The 19,947-nt window shown below is 65.5% G+C and carries 16 protein-coding genes; 7 read left to right on the top strand and 9 right to left on the bottom strand.

The window, feature by feature from the left end; translation table 11 throughout:
- Window positions 1–147 precede the first annotated feature (147 nt).
- Window positions 148–2,073, top strand: a complete 1,926-nt coding sequence (gene ftsH, locus AABA86_RS01990; RefSeq protein ID WP_018317780.1) for an ATP-dependent zinc metalloprotease FtsH — start codon at window positions 148–150, stop codon at window positions 2,071–2,073.
- A gap of 170 nt (window positions 2,074–2,243) precedes the next feature.
- On the top strand, window positions 2,244–3,689 hold the full coding sequence (locus tag AABA86_RS01985) for a hypothetical protein (RefSeq protein ID WP_338305573.1): 1,446 nt from the start codon (window positions 2,244–2,246) through the stop codon (window positions 3,687–3,689).
- Window position 3,690: 1 nt separating this feature from the next.
- Here AABA86_RS01985 and AABA86_RS01980 read toward each other — a convergent pair whose 3' ends face one another.
- From AABA86_RS01980 to AABA86_RS01965, 4 genes are all read right to left on the bottom strand, one after another.
- Entirely contained in the window at window positions 3,691–4,374 is a 684-nt protein-coding gene (locus tag AABA86_RS01980) for a class I SAM-dependent methyltransferase (protein WP_338305572.1), read from the bottom strand.
- A gap of 8 nt (window positions 4,375–4,382) precedes the next feature.
- Complete coding sequence (locus AABA86_RS01975; protein WP_338305570.1) at window positions 4,383–5,378, bottom strand: glycosyltransferase family 2 protein; 996 nt, start codon at window positions 5,376–5,378, stop codon at window positions 4,383–4,385.
- Between the two features lie 165 nt (window positions 5,379–5,543).
- The gene (locus AABA86_RS01970) at window positions 5,544–7,106 is read right to left on the bottom strand and encodes a hypothetical protein (RefSeq protein ID WP_338305569.1); all 1,563 of its coding nucleotides are present in this window, start codon (window positions 7,104–7,106) and stop codon (window positions 5,544–5,546) included.
- Window positions 7,107–7,208: 102 nt separating this feature from the next.
- Complete coding sequence (locus AABA86_RS01965) at window positions 7,209–8,696, bottom strand: hypothetical protein (RefSeq protein ID WP_338305568.1); 1,488 nt, start codon at window positions 8,694–8,696, stop codon at window positions 7,209–7,211.
- 417 nt (window positions 8,697–9,113) lie between these two features.
- Here AABA86_RS01965 and AABA86_RS01960 point away from each other — a divergent pair, with 417 nt between their 5' ends.
- Window positions 9,114–9,278, top strand: coding sequence for a Flp family type IVb pilin (locus AABA86_RS01960; RefSeq protein WP_018317786.1), 165 nt, complete (start codon window positions 9,114–9,116; stop codon window positions 9,276–9,278).
- 298 nt (window positions 9,279–9,576) lie between these two features.
- A complete protein-coding gene (locus AABA86_RS01955; protein ID WP_026201906.1) occupies window positions 9,577–10,257 on the top strand; it encodes a TetR/AcrR family transcriptional regulator in 681 nt (226 codons plus the stop codon).
- 150 nt (window positions 10,258–10,407) lie between these two features.
- On the opposite strand, the gene pyk is transcribed toward AABA86_RS01955, so the two are convergent.
- Window positions 10,408–11,844, bottom strand: a complete 1,437-nt coding sequence (gene pyk, locus AABA86_RS01950) for a pyruvate kinase (protein ID WP_212248728.1) — start codon at window positions 11,842–11,844, stop codon at window positions 10,408–10,410.
- Complete coding sequence (locus AABA86_RS01945) at window positions 11,841–12,434, bottom strand: DUF1036 domain-containing protein (protein ID WP_212248729.1); 594 nt, start codon at window positions 12,432–12,434, stop codon at window positions 11,841–11,843. Before AABA86_RS01945 ends, pyk begins: the two co-directional genes overlap by 4 nt.
- A 168-nt stretch (window positions 12,435–12,602) precedes the next feature.
- Here AABA86_RS01945 and AABA86_RS01940 point away from each other — a divergent pair, with 168 nt between their 5' ends.
- The 3 genes from AABA86_RS01940 (at window position 12,603) to AABA86_RS01930 (ending at window position 13,961) form a co-directional block, all read left to right on the top strand.
- Window positions 12,603–12,914 (top strand): DUF1244 domain-containing protein, encoded by a 312-nt coding sequence (locus tag AABA86_RS01940; RefSeq protein WP_212248730.1) that lies wholly within the window; start codon window positions 12,603–12,605, stop codon window positions 12,912–12,914.
- A 195-nt stretch (window positions 12,915–13,109) separates the two neighbouring features.
- Window positions 13,110–13,382 carry a DUF2312 domain-containing protein gene (locus AABA86_RS01935; protein WP_094976882.1) on the top strand — a complete coding sequence of 91 codons (273 nt, stop codon included), beginning with the start codon at window positions 13,110–13,112 and terminating at the stop codon, window positions 13,380–13,382.
- A 153-nt stretch (window positions 13,383–13,535) separates the two neighbouring features.
- Window positions 13,536–13,961, top strand: coding sequence for a DUF1801 domain-containing protein (locus tag AABA86_RS01930; RefSeq protein WP_338305566.1), 426 nt, complete (start codon window positions 13,536–13,538; stop codon window positions 13,959–13,961).
- Between the two features lie 46 nt (window positions 13,962–14,007).
- Here the strand turns inward: AABA86_RS01930 and AABA86_RS01925 are convergent, their stop codons facing one another.
- From AABA86_RS01925 to AABA86_RS01915, 3 genes are all read right to left on the bottom strand, one after another.
- Entirely contained in the window at window positions 14,008–15,630 is a 1,623-nt protein-coding gene (locus tag AABA86_RS01925; RefSeq protein WP_338305565.1) for a DUF882 domain-containing protein, read from the bottom strand.
- A 269-nt stretch (window positions 15,631–15,899) separates the two neighbouring features.
- Window positions 15,900–18,053, bottom strand: a complete 2,154-nt coding sequence (locus AABA86_RS01920) for a L,D-transpeptidase family protein (RefSeq protein WP_338305564.1) — start codon at window positions 18,051–18,053, stop codon at window positions 15,900–15,902.
- Window positions 18,054–18,400: 347 nt separating this feature from the next.
- The gene (locus AABA86_RS01915) at window positions 18,401–19,897 is read right to left on the bottom strand and encodes a sigma-54-dependent transcriptional regulator (RefSeq protein WP_338305563.1); all 1,497 of its coding nucleotides are present in this window, start codon (window positions 19,895–19,897) and stop codon (window positions 18,401–18,403) included.
- Between the last annotated feature and the right edge of the window lie 50 nt (window positions 19,898–19,947).

Below are 19,947 nucleotides of genomic sequence, written 5' to 3'. Positions count from 1 at the left end.
GATGGGATAAATAGTCCCACCTCGTTCCCTTGGCAGCGACCGGGACGGCACCTAAATTGTATGCGTCTAACGATGAGGATTCCTTGGGGATTTCCTCGTAGAGCCCAAGGATGAGGCCGCGATCCGCGCGACCACGAAGGAAGATCGATGAACGCCAATCTGCGCAATTTCGCCCTCTGGGTCATCATTGTCTTGCTGCTGTTGGCGTTGTTCACGCTCTTCCAGAATCCGGGTCAGCGGGCCTCCTCGCAGGACATCGCGTTCTCGCAGCTCCTGAGCGAGGTTGACCGCGGCAATGTGCGCGACGTCGTGATCCAGGGGCCGGACATCCACGGCACCTTCACCAACGGCTCCAGCTTCCAGACTTATGCGCCGAGCGACCCGACGCTGGTGAAGCGCCTGTACGACAGCAAGGTGCAGATCACCGCGAAGCCGCCCGGCGACAACGTGCCGTGGTTCGTCTCGCTGCTGGTCTCCTGGTTGCCGTTCATCGCCCTGATCGGCGTGTGGATCTTCCTGTCGCGGCAGATGCAGGGCGGCGCCGGCAAGGCGATGGGCTTTGGCAAGTCGCGCGCCAAGATGCTGACCGAAGCGCATGGCCGCGTCACCTTCGAGGACGTCGCCGGTGTCGACGAAGCCAAGCAGGACCTTCAGGAGATCGTCGAATTCCTGCGCGATCCCGGCAAATTCCAGCGCCTCGGCGGCCGCATTCCGCGCGGCGTGCTGCTGGTCGGCCCTCCCGGCACCGGTAAGACCCTGATCGCGCGTGCGGTCGCGGGTGAAGCCAACGTGCCGTTCTTCACCATCTCCGGCTCTGACTTCGTCGAGATGTTCGTCGGCGTCGGCGCGAGCCGCGTCCGCGACATGTTCGAACAGGCCAAGAAGAACGCGCCCTGCATCATCTTCATCGACGAAATCGATGCGGTCGGTCGTCACCGCGGCGCCGGCCTCGGCGGCGGCAACGACGAGCGCGAGCAGACGCTGAACCAGCTGCTGGTCGAGATGGACGGCTTCGAGGCGAACGAGGGCGTGATCCTGATCGCCGCGACCAACCGTCCCGACGTGCTCGATCCCGCGCTGCTGCGTCCGGGCCGCTTCGACCGCCAGGTCGTGGTGCCCAATCCTGATGTCGTCGGCCGCGAGCAGATCCTCAAGGTCCACGTCCGCAAGGTGCCGCTGGCCCCGGATATCAACCTCAAGACCATCGCGCGCGGCACGCCGGGCTTCTCCGGCGCCGACCTGATGAACCTCGTCAACGAGGCTGCGCTGACCGCCGCCCGCCGCAACAAGCGGATGGTGACGCAGGCCGAGTTCGAAGAGGCCAAGGACAAGGTGATGATGGGCGCCGAGCGCAAATCGCTCGTCATGACCGAGGAAGAGAAGCTGCTGACGGCCTATCACGAGGGCGGCCACGCCATCGTCGGCCTCAACGTCGTCGCGACCGACCCGATCCACAAGGCGACCATCATTCCGCGCGGCCGTGCGCTCGGCATGGTCATGCAGCTCCCCGAGCGCGACAAGCTGTCGATGTCGCTGGAGCAGATGACCTCGCGGCTCGCGATCATGATGGGCGGCCGTGTCGCCGAAGAGCTGATCTTCGGCCGCGAGAAGGTGACCTCGGGTGCGTCTTCCGACATCGAGCAGGCGACACGCCTGGCCCGGATGATGGTGACGCGCTGGGGCCTGTCCGAGGCGCTCGGCACCGTGTCCTATGGCGAAAACCAGGACGAGGTTTTCCTGGGCATGTCGGTGTCGCGCACCCAGAACGCATCGGAGGCGACGGTCCAGAAGATCGACACCGAGATCCGGCGTTTCGTGGAAGAGGGCTACAACGAAGCGACGCGTATTCTCACCGAGAAGCGCGCCGATCTCGAAGCGCTCGCCAAGGGCCTGCTCGAGTTCGAGACGCTGAGCGGCGACGAGATCGTCGATCTGCTCAAGGGCAAGAAGCCGAACCGCGAGTCCGTGCTCGAGCCGAGCACGCCGCGCGCCTCCGCGGTGCCCCCGGCCGGCAAGTCGCCGCGCCCGCGGCCCGATGCGGATCCCGGCCTGGAGCCGCAGCCGCAGGCGTAATCGCGAGCGCCAGATGAGATTGCAAAACGCGGCGGAAACGCCGCGTTTTTTGTTGGCCGGCGGTTCGCGGATGCGGGGCGTCGCCGGCGCGAGCGAGGTGCGCGGCTTCCGGGGCAAACGCGGGAATCACTAAAGAAGAACTTAACGCTTGCGTCCTATTTTGGCCCGCCATGACTGACCAGGTCGTCCACAGCGCGGTTCAACCGTTTTCGGCACGTGCAGCGCTCCCTTGGGCCGTGGGCCTCGGTGTCTATGCCCTGCTGCTGATCGTTGGGCCGTGGCTGCTCGGTGATCCCGACAGCTATTCTCATATCGAGGTCGGGCGCTGGATCATCGCGCATGGCACCCTGCCGGAGAGCGATCCCTTTTCGTTTTCGAAGCATGGCGCGCGCTGGATCACGTTCGAATGGCTCTCGGAAGTCGTCTACGCCGGAGCCTACGCATTGTCCGGCTGGCCCGGTGTCGTCGTCGTCGCGGCAGCCGCGATAGCGCTCGCCTTTGGCCTGTTCACCTTCTTCCTGCTGCGCGAGCTCTCGCCGGCCCTGACGCTGCTCATGGTGATCGCGGCCGTCATCCTGTTGGCGCCGCATATGCTGGCGCGGCCACATGTCCTCGTGCTGCCGGTGATGGTGACCTGGGCGGCTGCCCTGGTGCGCTGCATGGATCGCGGCGGGCCTCCGCCATATTGGGCGCTGCCGCTGCTGGTCTTGTGGACCAATCTGCATGGCAGCGTCGTGCTGGCGCTCGGGCTGATCGGCCCGGCGGTGCTCGAGGCGCTGCTGCGTGAGGAGCGACGCGAATGGCCGCGCGTGCTGCTGCGCTGGCTGCCATTCTCGGCGCTTGCCCTCGCAGCATCATGCCTGACACCGCACGGGCCGGAACCGCTGCTGATGCCGCTGACGACGCTCGGCCTCGGCTCCGCGCTCGCCTGGATCGGGGAATGGCGGCCGCAGGATTTCAGCCACATCGGCGGCTTCGAGTTACTATTGCTGGGGGGCATCTTCGCGCTCGCGCGCGGCGTGACGCTGCCGGTCGTGCGGGCCCTGGTGGTGATCGGCCTGCTCCATTTCGCACTGGCGCAGGTGCGCAATGCGGATCTGCTGGCCATGCTGGCGCCGCTCTATCTGGCGGCCCCCTTGGGCCGGAAGTTCGGCGGGCGGATCACGGACGATGCGGAGGGCGCGTCGCGCGGCCTGAATCTGGCCGCGTTCGGTGTCTTGATCGCAATGAGCGGAGCGGCGCTGGCGCGCGACATTCGGCCGGCTCCCGTCATCACCCCCCAGGCTGCCATCGCGCAAGCCGACCTCGCCAAGGCGGGGCGCGTGCTCAACGATTATTCCTTCGGCGGCTATTTGATCTTTGCCGGCATTCCCACCTTCATCGATGGTCGCGGCGAATTGTACGGGGGACCGTTCATCGACCGCTACAATCGTGCCCTGGCGCTGGTCGACCTCGCAGATCTTCTCAAGCTGCTCGACGAATACAACATCGACGCGACGCTGCTCGCGCCGCGGACGCCGGCAGTCGCGATGCTCGACCGGCTGCCGCAGTGGCAGCGCGTCTACAGCGACGACGTGGCGGTCGTGCACAAGCGGCGGGATACGCCGCAAAGATAGGTCAGGCGGACCCGAAGGCCGCGTACTGGCCGCCGAGCGACACGCCGCTCAGGGCATCTTCGAGGCGACGCGCCGGTTTGGTGTCCCAGGGGAGCAGCAGGAAATGGCGCGCGCCGATCTCGCGCAGGCCGCCCGCAGCCATCAACTTTCGGGTTTTGCCGGCACTGAGCAGGACGGCGTCCCGGTCGAACTCACAGCGCGCAACGGCCAGACGTGTCAGCGGATTGTACGGATTGTGCTCGATCACGCAGACGAGCCCCCCCGGGCGCACCACCCGCCGCATCTCGCTGATGAAATGCGTCCATTCGGCCGGCAGGATGTGGTGCATCACGCAGATGGCTGTAACCAGATCGAAGCTGGCGTCCTCGAAGGGAAAAGTGCGCCCGTCAAACTCGCGGTACTCGACCTCGCTATTGGCCGCGCGGGCCTGCGCCAGGCTGGCCGACGAAACGTCGATACCGCTCAAGCGGCCGACCATGCCGTGCAGCAGCGGATGAAGGCTGCCCACGCCGCAGCCGACGTCCAGCATGTCGGGCCTCTCCGTATTCAGCCGCTGCGCGATCAGATCGCCCAGCAGATCAGCCTTCGCGCGCATGAAGAAATCATGCGGCAAGCCGGAGAAGTCGATCGAGGATTGGACAACGTCACGGTAGTTGGCGTGATAACCGTCGAAGAGCTCAGTCATGCGCCGGGTCACTCGTTGACGGCGTGGATAGCAGGTGCTGCCGCCACCTCGTTGCGATCGAAGCCGGCGCGCGTCTGCACCACATAGAGCGGGCGGCGTTTCACCTCGGCATGGATGCGGCCGACATAGAGCCCCACGATACCGGTCATCAGCATGTTGATTCCACACAGCAGGGACACGACGACGATCGTCGACGACCAGCCGGTCACGAGATGGCTGTCCTTGCTGAGCCACAGCAGGATCACCCAGCCGCCGTAGAGCAGCGCCAGTCCCGACACCGTCAATCCGCACCAGATCGCAAGCCGCAAGGGCAGATCGGAAAAGCCGAGCGCGGCGTTCACCGCGAGCCGCACCATCTTGAACAGCGGGTATTTGGTTTCGCCCGCGGCTCGCTCGAGGCGGTGGAAGGCGACTTCGGCCTGCCGGAAGCCGAGCCAGGCGATCATGCCGCGCACGAAGCGGTCCTGCTCCGGCATCTGCCTGAGTGCGTCGAGCACCTTGCGATCGATCAGGCGGAAGTCGCCGACATCGGCGGGGATACCGACGGAGGACATCCTGCCGAGAACCCGGTAGAACAGATGCGCGGTCGCACGCTTGAATCGGCTTTCGCCTTCCCGCGACAGGCGGCGGGCGTGGACGACGTCGTTGCCTTCCTGCCATTTTGCGATCAATTGCTCGATCACTTCGGGCGGATCCTGCAAATCGGCGTCCATAACGATGATCGCGTCACCTTGCGCGGCGTCCATGCCGGCGGTGATGGCGACCTGATGTCCGAAGTTTCGCGACAGGCCGATATAGCGAAAGCGCGGATCGCGCTTGGCGAGCGCCTGAAGGACGATCGAGCTGGAATCTTTGCTGCCGTCGTCGACGAAGATTGCTTCTGCCGGCCCGTCGAGCCGGGACAAGACCTGGTCGAGCCGGCGCAGCAGGACCGGCAGCACGGCTTCCTCGTTGAACACGGGGATGACGAGGCTGTAGCGGATCGATCTGGAATTGGCCGCCATGCGAGAGATTCCGGCTGGGTTGCAGGGGCGGGAGTCTAGTTCGGCGGTGGTTAAGGTCGCCTTGCCGCAACCGTTAAGGATCTAGGGCCCTGGGGTGGCTGAGGGCGGGAGGCGGGACGGGATGGTGATCCCCGATTAACCATGCGGTGCAGCCCCAGCTTCGGTCTAGGATCTGCGGCGGATCTTGTAGAGAACAAATCGCTCCGAGGTGTCCAGCGCCTCCAGCAGATCCGGCAGCGGGTTCGCGGCCGGCGGGCCGAGCACATAGAGATAGTCGTAGTCCTGGTACCAGGTGCGGATGAACGGCGGAACATCCGCCGGCGGCTGGCCTGTCGCAATCGCGGTGAGCAGCTCCGACGGCACCGGCCCTCCGTAGGGAATGGCAAGACGGCGCACGGCCTCGCGTGGCCGCACCGGCTGCTTGCCCGCTTCCGTGAATAAATTGGGCACGAACGCGTTGGCATAGTGCACGGCCAGCGTCGGCGCGTAATACATCGGATACGAGGTGAGATCGGCGAAGGGCGGGTCTCCATTGTCGCCGGTGCTACCGACAAGGATGCGGGAGCCGCGATCGATCTTGTGGAACGAGGCGATCATGGCCGCATAGTCGGCGCGGTAAGGCAGCCACACCGCGAGGACGACGGCGAGATTGATCAGTGTGATGCCGCTGATCGCGGCGAGCGCAGCCGATCTCCAGGCACGGCTGGGCAGCGACAGCGAGCAGAAGGCCGGCAGGATCAGAGCTGCAGCGGGAATCACGCGAAGGTCGACAAAGGCGGTCCCGAACAGCTTCGAGGGGATGACCAGGTAGAGCAGCGCAAAGCCGATCGCGAGCCAGAGCCCGGCCGGCTCGAGCTTGAGGACGCCGCGCCTTGCGGCGAAAAGCAACGGGATCATCAGCGCCAGTCCGGTCACTGCCGATGCCGTCAGGCTGTAGCCGTTCAGGATGCGCAACGGCCAGATCGGCTTGAATCCGAGGAACCAGCTCGTCCCTTCGCTTCCGATCGAGCCCGCAGTCATTTGCATGATCCCAAACAACACGAGCGCCGGCAGGGCCAGCGCGCTGAGTCGCGCGGCCGCAACCAGGTACGATGTGCGCTGCTGACGAATGCGCGAGAGCTCGTAGAGGCCGAGCGTCGCGCCGTAGATACCGAGCGAGAAGAAATGTGCCGCATACAGCGCAGCGACGAACAGCAAATTGGCGACGAAACGCAGCGGCCATGGGCCCTCGGCCAGCATCAGGTAGATTGCGATGCCCCAGAGGGCGAGGCCGAGGCCAAACTCGAAATTCACGAAGCCCCAGCTGAACGGCAGACAGTAGAGGAAAGCGAGCGCAGCGAAGCCGGCAAGATGAACCCGCCCCTTCCGGGCCCATTCCAGCAGCAGCGCGCCCCCGACGATCAGCAATTGGCTCAGCAGCAGAAACAGCCGTGTGGCGTCCTCGACGCTCATCAGCCGCGCCAGCTGCGGGACCAGCAGATCCATTCCAAGGTTGGGATAGAAGGCCCAGGCCACCTCGTAATACGGATTGGCGTCGGCGGTGCCGTTCCGGCTCAGAATGTACATGCGAGCGAGGTGATTGGGATAATCCACCATCGCCGGAATGGGGCTCAGCAGCACCGGCAGAAACGAGACGGCCGCCAGCACCGCAAGAACGGCGATCGCCACCGACCTCTCCGAGCCGTACCGAGCCGGGATTGTCAAACTCGGCCTGTCAAAAGAAGACATGTCGTGGGATCGCTGATGTCTGAGCGCGGTGTGCCAGGTCGAGTCCGCGTCGCATTTGGAAGGACGTCTCACGGTTACGAATACGCGCCCGCAAGTAGGTACTCACTTCGAAGGCGTCGCGGTCGCGCTGTCCGCATGGTCTCGCACATGGATCACGGCGATGTCGTCCGTATAGATCCGCTTCCAGCCCTTGAGCTGGTCGAGGATCTGCGGGCCCGGCGCATCGGCAACCAGCAGCGTCGCGTCGATCTTGTACTCGTCGAGCAGGCGCGGCAGCAATTCGGGCTTCTTGCCCTCCGTCGCCTTGAAGAAGTCCATGACGAATTTCTCGCCATAGAGCTCGGCACGGCCATCGACGAAGACCGGAATATCGCGCGAGATCAGATAACCGCCAAACTGGTAGGCATTGAAGATGCGCTGCACCTTGCGTTGCTCGAGCAGGTCGACGGCCGCAACCGGCGTGTGCGTCGTCGTGAAGGTGAAGCGGTGGTGCGCCATGTAGAGCGACGTCGAGGTCCAGCTCGCCGCCACGATCATCAGCGCGCCGAGCGCGGTGACATAGCGGGCGGGCCAGCGCCCGGCACCGGCGTCAGGCGCCGGGCGCTGGAACATCTCGCCGAGCGGCTTTGCCAGCACCAGCGGCACCAGGAACGCAAATGCCTCGATGCTCCTGATATGGGTCAGCGCGCTCCAGGTCAGGAACAGGATCAGGAAGATCCGGGGCGCCGACAGCACCAGGCCGCGATAATAGCCGAATGCGATCAAGCCGAGCAGGGCGCCTTCGAATGGGGTGAACGTGGAGAAGTTCGCCGGCATCCATTCGAAGATCAGCGACAGCAGCTCGCCGAGGCCGAGGATGTTGGTCGCGCCCAGCAGCGTCCGCCAGCCATATGGCGTGCAGCAGCTCGCGATCAGCGCGCCGATCCCGAACAGCACCCAGCGCAGGAACAGCTGGAGCCGGCGTCCCTTCTCGGCATGCTCGACGGCCTCGAGCGAGATCGGGCCGATCAGCGCAAGGCCCAGCACGAAGCCGCCATGCAAATTCGCCCAGAGCGCCATCAGCGGCAGCCAATACCAGGACGGCGCGCTCTTGCGGTCGGCAGCCGCCATCAGCAGGCCGACCCACGCCACCATGACGGGCAGCGCCAGGATATGCGGACGCGCCAGCACATGATGGGTCGACAGCAGCAGCGCCAGCATCGCGAACAGGACAGCGCGTGGTGCCTCGATCTGCGCGTCGAGCAGATGGACGAAGATCGCGACCGTGATCGCGACCGCGACCGCGGTGAGGATGACGGGGCCTGCCCAGTCCCATTGGGCATGGGAATAGGCGAACAGCACCTGTGACAGCCACGACGTCGAGATCCATGGCGCGCCCGTTCGCGTGAAGGAATAGAAGTCGGTGGTGGGCATGGTGCGGTGATCGAGGATCCATTGCCCGATCTTCACCTGCCAGAACGAGTCGGAGTCCTGTAGCCGCGTGTCGCCGAGGTAGAGGAAGAACAGATAGACGCCGGCACCGACGCACAGCGGCACCAGGGCCCTCGCGCGGCTCTGCGCCGCGATGCTGTTGGCAAAGGAAAGGGACATGCCGCCTCGTCGTCCTGTTGTTCTTGTCGGTCGGGCACGATCTGGATCCGGAGGGCCGCGTTAAGCGCAAAGTGTGGTGCGGCTTTCCGAGAAGTTCATGCTCGAGCGATCACCTGACGCGCGATGAACGATTCATCTCGTCGCGTGTCAGTCCGAGTGGGCGGCATTGGACCACGGGCGGTCATAACTTCGGGTAAACCGGCAGGCCACGCCGGTTTCATGTCCCGACAAATTTAACGGATTGTTTTAGATTCCAATTTACCATCGGCGAATACACGCAAACCGTTCGGTGTTTACGCAGTCGAATTAACTGCGGCGCAATTCTTTGCCTCTACGTTCGGTTCCATGGTCGGGCGGCGCTGGGAAGCCGAAAAGACCAGATCAGTTGTAGCCTCGTGTACTCATTTGGAGCACTCTATGAAGAACCTCGTTGCGCGTTTCCTGAAGGATGAATCCGGCGCCACCGCCATTGAATACGGCCTGATCGCTGCCGGCATCGCGCTGGCGATCATCACCGTCGTCAACAATCTCGGCACCACGCTGAACACCAAGTTCACCGCGATCTCGACCGGCCTCAAGTAAGACCGGACGAACTGCGAATTTCTGAGAGCCTCGTCCCTGACGGGGCTCTTTTCTTTTGGGCGAGGCCGGCAAGGCCCGTAACGAAGCCGGCGCTGCGGACCCAGACGCCGGATCCGCAAGCTCGCCTTTGACGATCCGGTGGCCATAGGCGGCCGCGAGCAGCGGCGCCCCGCGCATTTGCTTCTTGTCATCCTTCCTGAATAGTTGTTCAGTCCTTGCGGGGCGATTTGCATCTTTTGACGTGACGAAGCGTTTAGCCGCAGGGCGTGCGGCAGGCGTGTGGGACAGGAAGCGCGCCATGGTTTATCGGCGGACGCATCAAGTGGTGAAGCGCCTTGCGGCGCGGCGCAGTGCGATCTTGACGGCGGCACGGGAGACGGCGGCGGAAGGCGGGATGGCGGCGGTGCAGATCGCGCCGGTCGCGGTCCGGGCCAATGTCGCGGCCGGCACGGTCTACCGCTACTTCCCCTCCAAGGCCGAGCTGATTTCCGAACTCATTGCCGAGGTCTCCCGCGACGAGCTCGCGGCGATCCGCCGGGCGGCCGATGCCGCGCCGGGGCCGTCCTCGGCGCTGGCGGCCGCCGTCACCACCGTGGCGGTCCATACCCTGTCGCAGCGGCGGCTGGCCTGGGGCATTCTGGCCGAACCTGTCGATGTCGATGTCAGCGCCTCGCGCCTTGCCAGCCGGCGCGAGATTGCCGGCGAGATTGCCGCCCGGATCGACGCCGCCGTGCGTGCCGGTCACCTGCCGGCGCAGGACACCGCACTCGCCGCCACCGCCTTGCTCGGCGCGCTGCATGAGGCCCTTGTCGGTCCGCTTGCGCCTGACAATCTCGACGATCCCGTCAAGATGCGCGATGCGGTGCAGACCGTGACGCTGCTGGCGCTGCGTGCGGTCGGCGTCATGGACGCCCGCGCCCGCGGTCTGGTGGTGCAGCAGACGCTGCTGCCGACCGCGAAGGCGCTCGTTGGGGCGTAAAATCGTCCTGCGCACGAAGTGGCCGGCCTGACGGCGCTCAGGTCGTTGGCTGAGCGAGCCTTTTCGCAAGATCGCAGCAGGCTCGCCGGACCCTCTGGCTACTTTGCATGGGGTTGTTTTTCGATTTTTTGTTTGGCGCGCTCTGCGGGCCTACATGTTCGCGTCGCCCTCGGGGCCGACCGAGGCGATGCGCACCATGTTGGTGGTGCCGGGGATGCCGAGCGGCACGCCGGCGACGATGATGACGCGCTGGCCGGCGCGGACGAAGCCGTCGCGGAACGCGATCTGGCCGGCGCGGCTCACCATGTCGTCCTGGTCGCGCGCATCTTCCGCCACCACGCAATGCACGCCCCAGACCACCGCGAGCCGGCGGCCGGCGGTGATGTTCGGCGTGATCGCCACGATCGGCGGCTTCGGCCGCTCGCGCGCCACCCGCACTGCGGTCGAGCCCGATGAGGTCCAGCAGATCAGGGCGGGAAGGTCGAGCGTCTCGGCGATCTGCCGCGCGGCGTCGGCGATGGCATCGCCCGCGGTGGATTCCGGCGCGGGGCGCTGCGCGGTGAGCACGGAACGATAAATCGGGTCGCGCTCGACCTCCTCGCCGATGCGGTTCATGGTCGAGACCGCCTCGACCGGGAATTTGCCGGCCGCCGATTCCGCCGACAGCATGATGGCGTCGGCGCCCTCATAGACGGCCGTGGCGACGTCCGAGACCTCGGCGCGGGTCGGCACCGGCGACTGGATCATCGATTCCAGCATCTGGGTTGCGATCACAACCGGCTTGCCGGCGCGGCGCGCCATCCGCGTCATCTGCTTCTGCAGGCTCGGCACGCGCTCGAGCGGCAATTCGACGCCGAGGTCGCCGCGGGCCACCATCAGCGCGTCGGAAGCCTCGATGATGTCGGCGAGGCGGTCGATCGCCTGCGGCTTCTCGATCTTGGCCATGACCGCGGCGCGGCCGCGGATCATCTTCTTGGCTTCGATCACGTCGTCGGCGCGCTGCACGAAGGATAGCGCGATCCAGTCGATGCCGGTGACGAGCGCCGCCTCGAGGTCGGCGCGGTCCTTCGACGTCATGGCGGAGACCGGCAGGTCGGTGTCGGGCAGGCTGACGCCCTTGCGGTCGCTCATCTTGCCGCCGACCACGACCCGCGTCACCGCGTGCTCCTTCGACGTCTCCTCCGCGATCAGCCGCACCTTGCCGTCGTCGAGCAGCAGCGCATGGCCGGGACGGAGCGCGGCCAGGATTTCCGGATGCGGCAGGTGGACGCGCGTGGTATCGCCCGGGGCCTTGTCCGAATCCAGCGTGAAGGTCTGGCCGTTCTGCAGCTGCACCGAGCCTTCGGCGAAGGCGCCGAGCCTGAGCTTCGGGCCCTGGAGGTCGACCAGGATGCCGATCGGCCGGCCATAGCTGCTCTCGACGTTGCGGATCGTCGCCACCAGCTCCCGCATCTTGTCATGCGAGGTGTGGCTCATGTTGATGCGAAACAGGTCGGCGCCGGCCTCGAACAGGCGGCGGATCATCGCGAGATCTGAAGAGGCCGGGCCCAGGGTCGCGAGAATCTTGATACGGCGAAGACGCCTCATGGCTTATTTCCAGACGGGGGCGAGGGAGCTGGCGGGAGGCCAGGCGCGGCGGGGGGCGTACCACCGGGCGGGCTATTGGGCAAACCAGGAACCCCGCCTGGGCCAACCGGACCGGGCAGGCCGGGTACGCGTTGCTGCGCCGGCTGTTCGTTGGCATCAGTAAGCTGCACTGTCCACGCCCGCTGCTCACCGGTGTCGACCTCGAAATAGCCGGTCCGGTCATAGCCGCGCGCGAGGCAATCCTCGGTGCCGCGGATGGTGAACTCCTTGTCGCGCGAGCACATGAAGGCCTGCCCCGACCACTCGCCGCCGCGGTCATAGTCGATGGCGTAGATGTAATAGTAACGGGCGACCAACGTTCCCCGCAGCAGCGTCTCGCAGGAGCGGGACGAGATGTTCCACCAGCCCTCGGTGGTCCAGCCCTCGGCGTCCTTGTAGCCGAGCGCAATGCCGACCCGGCTCGAGGTGTTGTTGCAGAGACGGAAATCGGCGGAGGCCGGGCTACTCCACAAGCACAGCAGGCCAACCGCCAGCACCGGGACCAACCGGGCGAGCATGCGAAGGGGGGAGCGGGGAGATTCGGCGATCATTGTCGCGGAAGCTATATCAGATCATTGACGATTTGGCGTAGGGGGCCGGGGAACTGCCCCAAGGCCGGGTTCAGGTCCGTTTGCGCCGGGATATGGCAAAATCTGTGACAGGGCCCACCTGATCCCGTAAGGGTGACCGCCATCGGGGCAGGCCCAAGGGATACAGCCATGGCAATCGACGACAAAACCAGAACGGAGCTCGAGGCGGCGGCTTTCCGCCGTCTGGTCGATCACCTGAAGTCGCGGACGGATGTCCAGAACATCGACATGATGAATCTGGCGGGCTTCTGCCGCAACTGCCTGTCCAACTGGCTCAAGGAAGCCGCCGACGCCCAAGGCGTCGCCTTGAGCAAGGACGAGAGCCGGGAGGCCGTCTACGGCATGCCCTATGAAGCCTGGAAGTCGAAATACCAGGGCACGGCCACGCCCGAGCAGCTCGAGACGATGAAGAAGGTCCATCCCCACGGCCACGGGCACTGAGCGGCCCTGCGAGCCACGTCCTGAGTCGCATCACACAACAGCTTTCTTGGCCTCGCCGCAGGAAGGTGTGGGCGCGCTGTGGACGAGCGCGATGCTGCCTTGAACGCAGTCGGGACCGACCCTAAGGGTCTATCAGCACGCGCGGTGAGGATGCCGGCGTCACCTCGTTTTGCCAGTTCCATTTGGAGTACCAAGATGGCCACCACCGCCGCCGTCCGCGACGACGAGCCCGCGACGAAATTTGCCAAGGACCAGCTCAAGTCCATCATCGAGCGCATCGAGCGGCTGGAGGAAGAGAAGAAGGCGATCTCCGACGATATCCGCGACGTCTATGCCGAGAGCAAGGGCAACGGCTACGACGTCAAGGCACTGCGCACCATCGTGCGCATGCGCAAGCAGGACCCGAACGAGCGCGCCGAGGCCGAGACGATTCTCGAGACCTACATGCAGGCGCTGGGCATGCTCTGAGGCGTTAACGCCTCAAGCACGACTGCCCTAGCCCGGATGGAGTGACAGCGAAATCCGGGTGTTGCAGCTTGCCTCGTCCCCCCGGATTACGCTCGCGCTCCATCCGGGCTACAAATCGCGCGTGTTGCACTTCGTTTGTGAACGGAGACGCGAATGATTACGCCGAGGCTGCCGCGCGAGGTCGACCGTGCCTTCGCGGCTCTTCCGGCGGCGATCGGCAAGCGGCTGCTTCAGGTGCGCGAGCTGATCTTCGCCACCGCCGCGGCGCATGACGAGGTCGGCAAGCTCACCGAAACGCTGAAATGGGGTGAGCCGGCTTATCTGACGGATGAGAGCGGCAGTGGCTCCACGATCCGGCTCGGCCGTCTGAAGGACTCCGACCATGCCGCCATTCTCTTCAACTGCAAGACGACGCTGGTCGACAGCTTTCGCGAGCGCTTTGGCGATCAGTTCGAGTACCGGCAGACCAGGGCCTTATTGTTGCCGGTGGCCGGCAAACTGCCGAGGCAGCCGCTCACCATCTGCCTGTCGCTGGCGCTGACGTATCATCTGGAGCGGCGAGCGAGGAAAGCGCGGTAGCGGACTACGAGACGCAAACAATTGGAAGCAGTGAAGGCTACCAGCCTCAACGCAGAGCCGCGGTGCGAACGACGAACGATGTCGTCTGGAGCTTCGCGGTCGCGCTGCCCGAAAAACTGTCGCAGGACAGGCCGTGCATCGGGTCGTCGACAAAGCCCATCGCGATCACGGCCTGCGGCTTGACGAAATAGGCGCGCAGCGCGGCCGTATCGAGCTCGCCCATCAGCGTGACCGACATCGCGCGGCTGGCGCTCGGCGACAGCATCACGATCTTGAGCCAGATGCTCTCGCTCTTGGCGGCGGAGAGGCGGGATGCGGTCGCGACCGCGCCGTCGACGCTCTTGCCGACCACCGTGTTGATTTCGGTCGCCTGAGCAAGGCTGCGCGACGCGGGACGGGCGGAGCGCGGGATCGGCGCGGAGGCGGCGACGACATTGGCGCGATCGACCGGGGAGGCGGCCGGCGCGTAAGCCAGCGCCTGAAGGGCTGCGTTGGGCACGCTCGCGGTTGCCTGCGGATCGGTGGCAGAGGCGAGCGCCTGGCGCGCCTTCAGAGCAGCGATTTGCGCCGGCGTCGCCTGCTGCGGCGTGGCCGGATTATCCCAGAAGCCGCGGGCATTGATGATGTCGGCCGGGGTCTCCGGCTTGCCATCCGCAGATTTGGGTGCCGGCTTGTCAGCCACGGCCGCGGGCTTCGGCTTGGGCGGCGCGACGAGCTGCGCGTCGGCCGAGGCGAGCTGGATCGTGGCGGCAATCTGCGGCTTGGCGCGCGGCGTCGGCACTGGATCGGCGGGCTTGGCTGCGGCCGCGACCACGGTCGGCGCGGCTGCCGGCTTGGCGGCCGGGGCGGGCGCGCCCTCGTCATCCTCGTCGCTGCTGGCGGCCGGGACCGATTTGCCCTTGAACAAGGCGGCGAAGAAATTCGGCTTGCTGCCGGAATCGTCGCCATTGCCGCGGCGCTCGATGTCGGCCTTGGCGAGCTCATATCCCTTCAGCGGCACGCCGTCGGTCGGCAGATGCACCGTCTTGCCGTCCGGGAACACGCGGGCGAGCTGGTCATGCGTCATGCGCGGCCAGTGCCGGATGCTGCCGGTGTCCAGATGCACGAAGGGCGAGCCTGAGGTCGGATAGAAGCCGACGCCGCCGCGCTGCAGGCGCAGGCCGGCGAAGCGGATCTGCTCCAGCGGCACGCCCGGAATGTAGAAGTCCATCGCATGTCCCAGCATGTGCTGGCTGAAGCGCGCCACGCCGGAGGAGCGGCGGCGGAGCATGGCGTTGGTGGCGGGGGAGCGGTAGGAGGAGATGATCTGGATCGGCTGCTTGGCGTCGACGTCGCGATAGACGTCCCAGAGGATGTCGAAGAGGTGACGGTCCATGACCGTCTCGTCCTGGGTGCGCCAGTCGCGCAGGAAGTGGTTGAGCTGCTTCAGCGCCGCTTCGTCGTAGCGGCCCTCGCGCTTGAAGGTGACGGTCAGGTCTTCGCCGGAATGGGTGTGGTGGAAGGAGAGCGTCTTGGTTTCGCTCAGCGCGGCGGCGTTATGGACTGAACCTGCGGCAGCAAGCAGCAACACGGCAGCGAGGCCGATCCGGGATCCGGCCTTCACTCCCGCATGGGACAACGACAGCACAGTAAATTCGCGTGCGAGACCAGTCAGCACGTATGAGCCCACCCAGTCGACGAGCGTTCAAAATGGACTCTCCCGCCAACCCCGTTAGCGCGCGAAAGAGGATGAACGCTTTCTTAAAGCAAGAAGGTTAATTCGAGGTTGACCTTCCCGCCCCCAAACCAAGTCAGAATACAAACCTAACCGGTTGAGTGTGGCAAAAAAACGCCCGCTGCCCGGAGCCGGGTGGACAATGGTTAACGTTAAACGGCCCCATCCAGGGGACGGGGCCGTTGATATCGTTGCAGAATTCGAAAAGCCGAGGTCCCGCAGCCTTACCGGGTGAACACCCGCTGCTGCTGGGACCGGCGGCCGACCGGAGCCGGCGGCGGGGTCGGCGCCCCGCCTCCGAACAGCCGTTCGAAGAAGTTCGGGCCCGACGAGCCGAAGCCACCGCCATTGTTGGCCACGGCCACGCCTGAGGGCAGGGTCGTCGCCGGGCGCGAATAGCTCGGCTGCGAGTGCGCAACGACGGCCTCGAGATCCTTGCCGCGGTTGTTCTTCAGGATGTTGATCATGGTCGCGTCGCGGCCATAGACGTCCTTGCGGAATTGAAGCTTGCCGGCATCGTCCACGAAGGCGGTCTGATAGGTGATGTTGACCGGGACCGGCGTCGGGAATTTCAGGTCGATCTCGCTCTTGCCGTACATGCTGCGCACGCGCTCGGGCGTGTACTTCTCGTTCGGCATGGCGATGTTGAGCAGCACGGACGCGTACTGATCCGGATTCTGCACGCGCATGCAGCCATGGCTGAAGGCGCGATCTTCCCTGGCGAACAGGTTCTTGTCCGGGGTGTCGTGCTGATAGACCAGGAACTTGTTCGGGAAGTTGAAGCGGATGCGGCCGAGCGCGTTGGCTTCACCGGGCGGCTGCGAGATGTGCACCGAGCCATCGCGGTTCTGTTCGAGCTTGAGACCCATGCGCTGCAGCACGGTCGGATCCTGCTGAAGCGCCGGCAGGTACTCGTTGTAGACGATCGAGGGCGGCACGTTCCAGGTCGGATTGACCGTGATGTACTTCATCGTCTCGGTGAGCAGCGGGGTCGCATGCGTGCCCGGCTTGCCGGTGACGACGCGGGTGGTCCAGACCTGCTGGCCGCGCTGCATCACCTTTAGCGTGTAGTCGGGAATGTTGAGGATCACATAGGCATCGCCCAGCGCGGGCGCGCCGAGATCGCGCGGCAGCCAGCGCCAGCGCTCCATGTTCACCAGCACCACGTCGATCTGCTTGTCACGCTTGGGGGTGTTGAGCGCCTTGACCGTCTTGTCGTCGAGGATGCCGGTCGCCTTCATCTCGGCGCCGCTCTGGAATTTTCGCACGGCGTCGGCGACCGCTGCGTCATAGCGGGTGTCGCTGGCGTTCTCGGCAAGGCCGAGCTTGGCGCGGAGCTGCGGCACGCGCGCATCTTCCACGACGATCTCAGCCTGCTTCTTGCCGGCCGGGGTGTATTTCAGCGCCGGACCGTCGGCGATCTCGATCACCGGGCCGTTGCCTTGACCGCGAAGCTCCGCGAGCTTGGCCTTCAGCTCCTTGTAGAGCTTGTGCGGCGGATTGTAGCTGTCGAGCGCAGTGGAGGCATCCGTCGCGGTCGTGACCTTGGCGAGCACCTCGTTCGGGTCGACCGGATGCTCGGGATAGAGGATGTCGCCGCTGACCTGCGACCAATGCATGCGGCCGCTCTGGGCCTGGCGCGCATAGTCGAACATGCTGGCGGTGAGCTTGAGCTCGGCATCGGCCAGCGCATCGGGCGTGGTGGCGCTGGCGAAATCCGGCACCGGATAATCGGTGGGATTGAGGCCGTCGGACGCCGCGTCCTTCAGCCGCGCGATGACGCCCTTGGCCGCGGCGGTCAGGCTGCCGCCCTGGGTCCAGACCGGCGCGAAGTCGCGTGCGCCATAAAACTTCTCGATCGCCGCGCGCTCGTTCTTGCGGTCGAAATGGCGCGAAGTCTTGGCGCCGATGATGTCCTTGAGCTTGTCGGCGACCGGCTGGTCGGCGGCGGGAATGTTGCTCGCGGCCTTCACCGGCTCGGCGGCCGGAGCCGCTGCCGTGGCGGGTGCCGCGGGCGCAGCCGGCGTGGCGGTCTCGCTCTTCGGCGCCTCGGTGGCGGGCGTGGTGGCGACCTCGGAAGGCTTGGTCTCGACTTTGTCGGGGGCCGGCGCAACGTCAGCCTTTACGGGCTCCTTCGCCGGCTCCTTGGCGGAGTCCTGAACCGTGGCAGTCGTGTCGAGCTTGATGTCGGATGCGGTCGGCGGTGGGACGTTGGCCGGCTCCGGACGCGGGATCGCGGCTTCGATCGCGAGCTCGGCGGCGCTGCTGCGCGCCTGATCCTGCGCCAGGGCTGAGCTGGCCGACACCGTGAGGAAGGTTGCCGCGACCGTCATCAAGACACGGTCGAAGCCCGCACGGTGGTTCAAACAGTCACGCATTGTGTCGCACCCCTCGGGTGAACTGTCCCTCGTGGAACAGCTTCGTTATCGCCTATTGAGCTTCGGCTAAATCGCGCCGGCCTCTCGAAAGTTGCACGCCTGCACGCAACGATTCATACGCAGACGATATACAGGCCCCGGTTTTGCAGCCAGCGCTAACCGGGACAACTCACGTCAAACTGACTTCAAGGGAGCCTCTTGGCAACGGATTGTGCGCCTGCACAGCGCGCTTTTCCCTGTGTCTGTCACTTCCAAGTCACGGTTCAAGCCGCAGTGGAATTCTGTCGTCATGCGAACGGCTTACAGCCGGTCCCGCGTCGTCCCGCGAACCTCCGTTCGCATGAGGCTCAGTGCGTCTCCTCGCCGCTTTTCCCGCCATGTCCGGGAACCCCGGCCTCGTCGAGTTTGCGGTAGAGGGTGGAGCGGCCGATTTTGAGGCGGCGAGCCACCTCGGACATCTGGCCGCGGTAGTGCGAGATCGCGAAGCGGATGATCTCGTTCTCCATGTCCTCCAGCGAGCGGACGTCGCCGGTCGGGGTGAGCAGGGCGAGCGAGCCCACCGCCGGGAGTGGCGCGATCGGTATTTCATTACCCGATACCACAGACGGGGTCGCCGCCGGCTCGAGCATCAGCGGGGCGGTCGGAATCTCCGTCATGGGATGCGGGTGCGAGGCGAGCAGAGGGAAATCGCCGAGGCCGAGCTGGTCGCCGTCGCTCATCACCACCGCACGGTAGACCGCGTTCTCGAGCTGGCGGATGTTGCCGGGCCAGTCGAGCTGGGCAAGATGGGTCATGGCCTCGCCGCTGATGCCGGTGATCGCGCGGTTCTCCTCGGCAGCAAAGCGCGCCAGGAAGTGACGCAGCAGATGCGGGATGTCCTCGCGCCGGCTCCTGAGCGAGGGGATCGTCAGCGGCAGCACGTGCAGGCGATAGAACAGGTCTTCCCGGAAATGTCCCTGCTTCACCCGCTCCAGCAGCCGGCGATTGGTTGCCGAGACGATGCGGACGTCGACCTTGACGGGCTTGCGGCCGCCGACTGCCTCGACTGCGCCTTCCTGGAGCGCGCGCAGCAGCTTGACCTGCGCGGTCAGCGGCAGCTCGCTGACCTCGTCCAGAAACAGCGTGCCGCCATGGGCCTCGACGAACTTGCCCATGTGTCGCTCGGTCGCGCCGGTGAAAGCGCCCTTCTCGTGGCCGAACAGAATGGACTCGACGAGATTGTCGGGGATCGCGCCGCAATTGACGGCGACGAAGGGCTTGGCCTTGCGCTCGCCGCTGCCATGGATGGCGCGCGCGAACATCTCCTTGCCGACGCCAGACTCGCCTTCGATCAGAACGGGAATCGCCGAGTTCGCCGCCTTCTGCGCGGCGCGCATCGCGGGTGCCATCGCCTCGGCGCGGGTGATGATGTCGGAGAAGGTCAGCCGGCCCTCGCGGCTGTGCCGGATGCGCTGCAATTCGCCCTTGAGCGCGGAGGCGTTGAGCGCGTTGCGAAGCGAGACCTGGAGCCGCTCCACACCAACCGGCTTGACCACGAAATCGGCCGCGCCGGCGCGCATCGCCGAGATCACGTTGTCGATGCCGCCATGGGCGGTCTGCACGATGACGGGGACGCTGAGGCCCGCCTCGCGGATTTTCGCCAGCACGCCCATGCCGTCGAGGCCGGGCATCACGAGATCGAGGATGACGGCGTCGATGGCGGGAGCATCGGGAGCGGTAAGGGCGGCGATCGCGGCGTCGCCGGAGTCCACGACGACCGTCTCATAGCCGCATTTCTGCACCATGTTCTCGACCAGCCGGCGGGCTACAGCGTCGTCGTCGGCGATCAAAATACTGGCAGCCATGGTGTTCCCCGCACGCTACTACTATCTGTCTCGAATCGGGGCACTCTGGC

The organism is Bradyrhizobium sp. TM233 (assembly GCF_036247965.1).
Classification (GTDB): Bacteria; Pseudomonadota; Alphaproteobacteria; order Rhizobiales; family Xanthobacteraceae; genus Bradyrhizobium; species Bradyrhizobium ottawaense.
Note: the sequence above shows the minus strand (reverse complement) of the source record. Positions and strands in the feature narration are given on the sequence as shown.

Bases quoted from the DNA above. Each gene is read 5' to 3' on its own strand.
- ftsH (WP_018317780.1), top strand. From the start codon at position 148: ATGAACGCCAATCTGCGCAATTTCGCCCTCTGGGTCATCATTGTCTTG.
- AABA86_RS01985 (WP_338305573.1), top strand. From the start codon at position 2,244: ATGACTGACCAGGTCGTCCACAGCGCGGTTCAACCGTTTTCGGCACGT.
- AABA86_RS01980 (WP_338305572.1), bottom strand. From the start codon at position 4,374: ATGACTGAGCTCTTCGACGGTTATCACGCCAACTACCGTGACGTTGTC.
- AABA86_RS01975 (WP_338305570.1), bottom strand. From the start codon at position 5,378: ATGGCGGCCAATTCCAGATCGATCCGCTACAGCCTCGTCATCCCCGTG.
- AABA86_RS01970 (WP_338305569.1), bottom strand. From the start codon at position 7,106: ATGTCTTCTTTTGACAGGCCGAGTTTGACAATCCCGGCTCGGTACGGC.
- AABA86_RS01965 (WP_338305568.1), bottom strand. From the start codon at position 8,696: ATGTCCCTTTCCTTTGCCAACAGCATCGCGGCGCAGAGCCGCGCGAGG.
- AABA86_RS01960 (WP_018317786.1), top strand. From the start codon at position 9,114: ATGAAGAACCTCGTTGCGCGTTTCCTGAAGGATGAATCCGGCGCCACC.
- AABA86_RS01955 (WP_026201906.1), top strand. From the start codon at position 9,577: ATGGTTTATCGGCGGACGCATCAAGTGGTGAAGCGCCTTGCGGCGCGG.
- pyk (WP_212248728.1), bottom strand. From the start codon at position 11,844: ATGAGGCGTCTTCGCCGTATCAAGATTCTCGCGACCCTGGGCCCGGCC.
- AABA86_RS01945 (WP_212248729.1), bottom strand. From the start codon at position 12,434: ATGATCGCCGAATCTCCCCGCTCCCCCCTTCGCATGCTCGCCCGGTTG.
- AABA86_RS01940 (WP_212248730.1), top strand. From the start codon at position 12,603: ATGGCAATCGACGACAAAACCAGAACGGAGCTCGAGGCGGCGGCTTTC.
- AABA86_RS01935 (WP_094976882.1), top strand. From the start codon at position 13,110: ATGGCCACCACCGCCGCCGTCCGCGACGACGAGCCCGCGACGAAATTT.
- AABA86_RS01930 (WP_338305566.1), top strand. From the start codon at position 13,536: ATGATTACGCCGAGGCTGCCGCGCGAGGTCGACCGTGCCTTCGCGGCT.
- AABA86_RS01920 (WP_338305564.1), bottom strand. From the start codon at position 18,053: ATGCGTGACTGTTTGAACCACCGTGCGGGCTTCGACCGTGTCTTGATG.
- AABA86_RS01915 (WP_338305563.1), bottom strand. From the start codon at position 19,897: ATGGCTGCCAGTATTTTGATCGCCGACGACGACGCTGTAGCCCGCCGG.